Source organism: Shewanella sp. 3_MG-2023 (assembly GCF_030548765.1).
In the GTDB taxonomy this organism is placed as follows: Bacteria; Pseudomonadota; Gammaproteobacteria; order Enterobacterales; family Shewanellaceae; genus Shewanella.
Window position 1 is genome coordinate 1 of record NZ_JAUOSH010000063.1, and the last position, 3,634, is coordinate 3,634.

3 protein-coding genes are annotated in these 3,634 nt (G+C 36.3%); 1 reads left to right on the top strand and 2 read right to left on the bottom strand.

The window, feature by feature from the left end; all coding sequences use genetic code 11:
• Positions 1-1,036 precede the first annotated feature (1,036 nt).
• On the bottom strand, positions 1,037-1,474 hold the full coding sequence (locus Q4591_RS19885) for a GGDEF domain-containing protein (protein ID WP_303462575.1): 438 nt from the start codon (positions 1,472-1,474) through the stop codon (positions 1,037-1,039).
• A 20-nt stretch (positions 1,475-1,494) separates the two neighbouring features.
• Positions 1,495-2,001, bottom strand: a complete 507-nt coding sequence (locus Q4591_RS19890) for a PAS domain-containing protein (RefSeq protein ID WP_303462577.1) — start codon at positions 1,999-2,001, stop codon at positions 1,495-1,497.
• Positions 2,002-3,131: 1,130 nt separating this feature from the next.
• Between Q4591_RS19890 and Q4591_RS19895 the strand changes: the two genes are divergently transcribed.
• On the top strand, positions 3,132-3,560 hold the full coding sequence (locus Q4591_RS19895; protein ID WP_303462580.1) for a hypothetical protein: 429 nt from the start codon (positions 3,132-3,134) through the stop codon (positions 3,558-3,560).
• Positions 3,561-3,634 lie beyond the last annotated feature (74 nt).

Genomic DNA, 3,634 nt, shown 5'->3' on the forward strand with positions numbered 1-3,634 from the left:
GATAGCTGTAATGGCGTACCCTGATCTCTGCCCGTATAGCCTCCAAAAATGTTAATTGCCCCATAACCGTCGCCTCACCAATGAACTGTATATATATACAGTTATAGTTCAAGTTAAGATAATTACTATGAAAAAGATGCATAAATCGTTTGATTGGCGCATCGATAATACTAACTAAAAATCTCATTGCGCCGTAAAATCTCGATCTAAGTGGCAGGGCTCATATGATTAGGGACTTTTAAATCGAGATTCTCGGCTTTATGTATTCAATTAATTTCAACAAGTTATGTTATTTTATAAAAACGCATTGTGAACTTCATTTTGAGAATTATTTACAGATATGTACTTTAAGTTGAGATTCTCAATTAGGCATCATTATAAGCCACTCTCTTTATAAACTAAATAGCTAACAAGGAGGGTAATTAGCGTACCTATCTAAACTCAGAATTCATATTAAGAACAATAGATTGATAATCTGAATCATGAGAAAATAATTTTTTTCATAGAAATAAGTTACATTTTTTGGTGAGCGTATAAAAATCTACAGCAGCAATACTCGAAGAAACTGTCAGATTTTACGTAGCGACGCCTGCTTTTTGACCGCTTTAAGGTTAGATTATTGTTTTAAAGTGTTTTTTATGGCAAAAGGGGCGTTATTAACAAAGTTTCTTGGTTCACAGAAATACAATAACGAGTTGATAAACTGGTTGTTAATGCTGTTATTTCTAGTTGTCACATTGCTTTAAAGGTGTTATCTGGACTAGATAATACAGTAATAGTTAAAAAGAAAAACAACAGTTTGTTGTATGAGAGAACGATAGAAGAGTGAGTGTAGTGGCTAAATAAATCTGGCCACTTGTTTAGAAGTTATCAGTACAAAACCATATTAATAGGAATGTAAGCACTAAATGGGTTAGCTGTCGTAACGCGTTTTTGCCCCATTGTGTGTTTCGACCGATTGAACAAACTCTTCACTAAAGCATCATTTGACTTACTTTTTTTCATGCCTAGAACTCTAACTATCTAACCAAATTTGCTAATCCACTACAGTGGCCAAATTAACTATGCCACTACAAAAGGCTTCACATCTATTCCTTCCCGATGTTTTAGCCTTATAAAGGGAATTGTCAGCTTGTAAAAACAAGTTATCGGTATCAATCACTTTTCCTTTGATAGTAGAAATACCAATACTTACCGTGACAACACCTGCATCGGTAGAGTATTCATGAATCATTGCTTCAGCTTGTATATTTTTTCTTATTCTTTCTGCGACATCTTTTGCTTCACGGAGGTTAGTATTGGACAATACAATCACAAACTCTTCTCCACCATATCTTGCTAGTAGATCAGAATCTCTATACACACTTTTTCTTAATTGGCTAGAAATTATCTTTAGTATACTATCCCCCGCAGCATGACCATAATTATCATTGTAGTTTTTGAAATTATCAATATCTATAATCAGAAGTGACAAGGGCTCACCAGATCGCATTGCTAAGGCTGAAATTTTTTTAAATATGCTGAATAAATACGACGATTATATAGCCCTGTCAAAGAATCAATCTCGCTAAGCTCCTTTAATTTTTTATTTACCTCAACTAATTCTTCTTTAAGCTTTTGGAGATTTACTTGCTCAGTAATATCACGACTAATACCGAACACTCCTATCAACTCACTTCCTCCATCTTTGTAAAGAGGCCATTTATAGGTAGATACCCAGCCCTCATTTCCATCTTTATCTGTATAAGGCTCGATTTTGTTTATTTTCTGTAATCCACCTTCGATTATTTTTTCATCTTCCTTACGATATGCGAATGCATCATCATGAGGAAACACATCAAAGTCATCTTTACCGCGAAGTTCCTTCCATGAGTTTTCCCCGACAAGATCTGCAAAGCTCTGACTGCACAATAAAAACTTATAATTCAAATCCTTAAAGTAGATGTAATCGCTAGTAATAGATAATAAGGACATGAAGTGACTGAGGAAATTACTTTGCATACATCTGCTCTCTTATTTTTCGGGGGCTCACAAAATTTCAGCGTTAAATTATCCGTCAATATTAAAGATAGCTGACTTGGCCAACTAAACCAAGTCACAGCCTTCATTACCTATGCCAATCGAAGTTGGTATGTTGTGGCTAAGTGAATTTGGCCACTAATTTAGAGTGAACCAACAACATTTTCTATCTCGCAATGTGCCCCATTGCGACTTAGCGAGTAAATTATTACGGTCACATTCCACCAGTTGTTTGGAGTTCTCTGCCTTCAAAAGTAACCATAAATAGTTTTAGAGTGTAGCTTCCTAAAATAGTGGTATTTAATATGCTATTCCCCTGTATATTATGCATCTTAGTAATTACAGGGTATAAGGAAGGGTATCATTATGGAGTCTTGTTTGATTTTCCATTTAAATCATCGTGTTACTTTCTTTTTGGCGGTGTGATGTAAATATCACAATAGTCTGTGACGTGGTGTAGTGAAATAGTTAATTTGGCCACAAATTAAAAGGTTAAACCACTGCGGGTAACACATGTGATGGTCAATGGAGTGAGGGCATTCGTTAGATTCCTTCACTACCCCTACAAAATCTAATGTGTATTACTATCGACTAGTACAATAACTCTAGCAAGCTTCTGTCCAGAAGTGGGTTAGGGAACTAACTTGTATTTGCCCCGAAATGTGTTTGAAATGGATATCTCTCGAGGTTTAGTCATTTGTATTTACCCTCAATAATCTAATATCACCTTCAATAGAGTGGCCAAATTCGCTATACCACTACACTTTTTCTAATCGATTATGACCGCCTTACTTGTCGTCCAAATGACTGGTTGCCTATACAGTTATAACTGATTTTCTTCAAATTGAGATAATTCTGACGCCAAAGGATGCGTAAAATGAGCTTTTTACGCATCGATAATTTTGTAACATTCTAGAAAACCCATACATATCAGTCTACTGCGAATTTTTTTAAAGTGTTGTATAGACCTCGTAAACAAAGATGCATTCTTTTTCCGGCAGTATTTTGAGCATTATTTACGTATTCGCGAAAATATTCGATTTACAACAATAACTTAGCGATGGTATCTTTGAAGTTTGAATTGAGCAGCCTGGAACATTATTGTGCTGCTATTGAATAAGCTGTTAAATGCCATGGATACATTAGAGAAACTTGCAGAGAAAAATAAAGCCCAAGAAAAGCACAGACGTAATGAGCACTTTTTTACAACTGTCATGATGCTGGTTTTATTTCCTTTTTTCTTTGGCATTGCCATCGATGTCGGCCTGATTGAATCATCTGTAAACTTCAACCTTTGGCTGTATGGCTTGGGTGCCCTTTGTTTTGGTTTGCCATTAGTAGCAATGGGCGATTTAATGCTATTTGCACGTTGGTTAAAGCTATTCGGATTGATTGCTGCTCAAGGTTGGTTTGTTTACTTTTGGGCTTTTCAAATGCAATCTTGGTTAGCATTCGTTCCACTAGCACCAGCATTTATTGGGCTGCAAATGCAATTGCCAAGGATCAAACAACAAGCTAAGAGTGAGCAAAATGGCACTTAATCGGGTAGCCGGAGGTATCTAACCTCCAGCCCCCACACCACCCTGCATGCGGCTCCGCACAGGGCGGTTCATTT

Coding starts and splice junctions, on each gene's coding strand:
- Q4591_RS19890 (WP_303462577.1), bottom strand. CDS start 2,001: ATGCAAAGTAATTTCCTCAGTCACTTCATGTCCTTATTATCTATTACT.